The 3,555-nt window shown below is 67.2% G+C and carries 4 protein-coding genes; 2 read left to right on the top strand and 2 right to left on the bottom strand.

Translation table 11 applies throughout. The features are described from left to right. Both Y706_RS0107985 and Y706_RS0107980 read right to left on the bottom strand, forming a co-directional pair. A partial coding sequence (locus Y706_RS0107985) for a carboxylesterase family protein (protein WP_043435405.1) occupies positions 1-1,056 on the bottom strand: 1,056 nt, incomplete at its 3' end. A 12-nt stretch (positions 1,057-1,068) separates the two neighbouring features. Further along, the gene (locus Y706_RS0107980; RefSeq protein WP_028276186.1) at positions 1,069-1,776 is read right to left on the bottom strand and encodes a FadR/GntR family transcriptional regulator; all 708 of its coding nucleotides are present in this window, start codon (positions 1,774-1,776) and stop codon (positions 1,069-1,071) included. Positions 1,777-1,899: 123 nt separating this feature from the next. Between Y706_RS0107980 and Y706_RS0107975 the strand changes: the two genes are divergently transcribed. After that, a complete protein-coding gene (locus Y706_RS0107975; protein ID WP_028276185.1) occupies positions 1,900-3,309 on the top strand; it encodes an SLC13 family permease in 1,410 nt (469 codons plus the stop codon). A gap of 82 nt (positions 3,310-3,391) precedes the next feature. Continuing rightward, a partial coding sequence (locus tag Y706_RS27955; RefSeq protein ID WP_173403063.1) for a CoA transferase occupies positions 3,392-3,555 on the top strand: 164 nt, incomplete at its 3' end.

Genomic DNA, 3,555 nt, shown 5'->3' with positions numbered 1-3,555 from the left:
CACATGCCGCCTGGCAAATTGCCTGGCCGCTTTGCCGTACACCAATTCCGTAACCACCCATGTGACCGTCTTGAGCACTGCGCTGCCGACCACGGGAATCCTCGCTACCCGGTCCAGGCGCGGGCTGCGCGGCAGAAACAGCCGGGCTTCCTCCGCTGTGTAGCCGATCAGGATGTCGATCGCCGGGGCAGCGGCATTCCAGGCCCGGTCAAGCCCGGATTCCTCGGGCAGGGGTGAATGCCCGTACTGGATCCCGAACGGCATGGCAGCCATCAGACCGAACTTCCTCGCCGCCCGCGCCACGTCCTCTTCAATAGCGACGACGTCCATCGCCGGAGTCGCGGCGGTAACGGCCTCCGCGGCCACCCCCATGGCGGCGGTCATCCTTTCCCGCCCCCTGGTAATGCCCAGCGGCGCACTTTGAATGATGGCGCGCTGGAAGAGCGACGCCGCGTCAGGGGTCGCCATGAGGTGCGCGACGGCGTCGCCGCCCGCGGATTGCCCGAACGCCGTGACGCGGCCCGGATCGCCGCCGAAGGATGCGATGTTGCGCTGCACCCACCGGAACGCCTCGATCTGGTCGAGCAGGCCGAGGTTGGCGGGACGGCCGGTGCTGGTGGACAAATATCCGAAGAGGCCCAGCCGGTAGGTCACCGAAACGACGATCACCCGGGTTTCGGCAACCAGCGCTGCGGGGTCGAAGATCGCCAGATCCCCGGAACCGGACGTGTAGGACCCGCCGTGCAGCCACACCATTACCGGCAGCCGTTCACCGCCGTGGAGATCGGCCGGCAGGGTGATGGTCAGGCGCTGGCAATCCTCGCTGCCCGGAAGTTCGCCGTAGCGGGTGCCGAGCACGTCATCCAGGAAGGGCACCGGCGCCTGCGGGCACGCCGGAGACAGGGATGTCGCCTCGAGCGTCTCGGACCAGTCGGGTGCCGGCGCGGGCGGCTGAAAGCGTTCCGCGGTGGCGTAGGGAATGCCGGCGGCACGCACGACGGCGCCGTCGCGCCATCCGGTGATCGGGCCACACGGCGGATCGAAGGAAAGGTTCACGTTTGTTCCGGTCTAGCTGTTCTTCAGGAGGGCAACGTCGGAGACAAGATCAATGTGCTCCAGCATCGCCGCCGCGGCGGCCGCCGAGTCCCCGGACCTGATCGCGTCGGCGATCTTGCGGTGGGAGGCGAGCGACTGCTCAGGCCGACCGGGCTGTCCGAGCGATTCGAGGCGCGTTTCCAGGACCATGCCGGCAATGAAGGTCATGAGCTGGGCCAGGACCGCCGAGTGGGCCGCGGCGGTGACGGCCTGGTGGAACAGCTCGTCGCCGCGTGCGCCGCGGTCTCCTGAGGCGACCTCTGCCGCCATGGCTTCGAGGGCGTGATCGATCGCGTCCATGTCCTGCTCCGTGCGGCGGGCCGCGGCCAGTTCGGCCAGCTTGACCTCCAGCGTGCTCCGCGCCTCAACGATCTCGGGCAGACGGCTCCGGTGTTCGCGGAGGCCTTTGATCACGGATGGAACGTTCGGCCGGTAGACCAGCACCGCTCCGGTGCCGTGCTGGACGTCGATCACGCCAAGCACCTCGAGGGCCACCAGGGCCTGCGCCAGGGTGGCACGCGAAACACCCAGCCGCTCGGCAAGTTCCCGTTCGGCCGGCAATGTGTCCCCGGGGCCCAGCTGGGCGGACTCGATGAAGTCCATGATCTGCTCCACCAGCTGCTCGTAAAGCCGGGGCCGCGAAACGCGGGAAATCTGATGCGTTGCCGCCTGCTTTGCCATGCGCGTCCTTCCAGCCTGTCCTGACCCCTAAGACTACCGGAGAACTATTGACAAAGACACCTAGTGTCTAGGAGGCTAGGCCACTAAGCCAGTAACGACCCACTTCGATCCGGAGGAACAACGATGTCCGCTCCCGTCCTGTCCATCATCATCTTGGCGGTGATGTTCCTTCTGGCCACGGTGCTGCCGCTCAACATGGGTGCCTTGGCCTTCGTCGGCGCCTTCCTGCTGGGCTCCGTGGTGCTGGGGATGTCCACCAACGACATCCTGGCCAACTTCCCCGGCGGCCTGTTCCTGACCATCGTCGGGGTTACCTACCTGTTCGCCATCGCGCAAAACAACGGCACCATCGACCTGCTGGTCCGGGGCGCCGTCCGGCTGGTCGGCAGCAAGGTCGCCCTGATCCCGTGGGTCATGTTCTCCATCACCGCGGTGATTACCGCCGTCGGCGCCCTCTCCCCGGCCGCCGTGGCCATCATCGCGCCGATCGCCCTCAGCTTCGCCGCCAAACACAAAATCAATCCGCTCATGATGGGCATGATGGTGATCCACGGCGCGCAGGCCGGCGGCTTCTCCCCCATCGCCGTTTATGGCGTCACCGTCAACAGCATCATTGCCAGGACGGAGCTGGACGCCAACCCGATGGCGATCTTCCTGGCGAGTTTCCTCTTCAACCTGGCCATCGCGCTGGTGCTGTTTGTCGTCCTCGGCGGCGGCAAACTGATGACCACCCCGGGCGGGCGGCTGGTGGAACAGGCCGCAGAAAAGCGCCTGTCCGTCAGCGTGGGTGCCCGCGCCGCCGGCGTCACGCTGCAGGGATCCGGATCCGACATCTCCGCCGCCGGCGTCTCGGCCAAGGGCACCTCAGGCTCCGGTACATCCTCGGCCGCCGGTCCCGCCCCGGCCGGCGCACCTCCGGCCAGCGGCGCCCGTGCATCCATGCCCCAGCTCATCACCATCCTTGGCCTGATCGCCCTGGCCGTCATCTCGCTCGGATTCAAGGTGGATGTCGGCTTCGTTTCAATCACCATCGCGATCGTCCTCGCCCTCGTGTCTCCCGCAGCGCAGAAGGGCGCCGTCAACAAGATCAGCTGGTCCACGGTCCTGCTCATCTGCGGCATGCTCACGTTCGTGGGCGTCCTCGAAGAAGCCGGCACCATCGCATTCGTGTCCGGCGGAGTGGCGGACCTCGGCATGCCCCTGCTCGCCGCCCTGCTGATCTGCTACATCGGTGCCATCGTCTCGGCCTTCGCCTCCTCAACCGCCATCCTCGCGGCCCTCATTCCACTGGCGGTGCCGTTCCTGGCCACCGGCGAGGTCGGCGCCGTCGGCGTGATCGCCGCCCTGGCCGTGGCCTCCACGATCGTGGATGTGTCCCCGTTCTCCACCAACGGCGCCCTGGTCCTGGCCAACGCGCCCGAGGACGTGGACAAGGACAGGTTCTACAAGCAGATCCTGGCCTACAGCGGCATCGTCGTCGCCGTCGGACCGGCCGTCGCCTGGCTGGTCATGGTAGTCCCGGGCTGGATGTGACCGCTGGATGTAGCCGACAAATCAACCAACTGCGCAAGCCCACCGCGCACCCGCCACGACCGACCAAAGAAGGAACACGTCCATGAGCACCGAACCCATGCCCGACGCCGAAGGCCCCCTCACCGGCTATCTCGTAGTGGACCTGAGCCGCGCCCTCGCCGGCCCGCATGCCGGGATGATGCTGGCTGACCTCGGCGCGCGGGTAATCAAGGTGGAGAACCCCGGCACCGGCGACGACACCCGCGG

Source organism: Arthrobacter sp. I3, assembly GCF_000520575.1.
Lineage (GTDB): Bacteria > Actinomycetota > Actinomycetes > Actinomycetales > Micrococcaceae > Arthrobacter > Arthrobacter humicola_A.
Note: the sequence above shows the minus strand (reverse complement) of the source record. Positions and strands in the feature narration are given on the sequence as shown.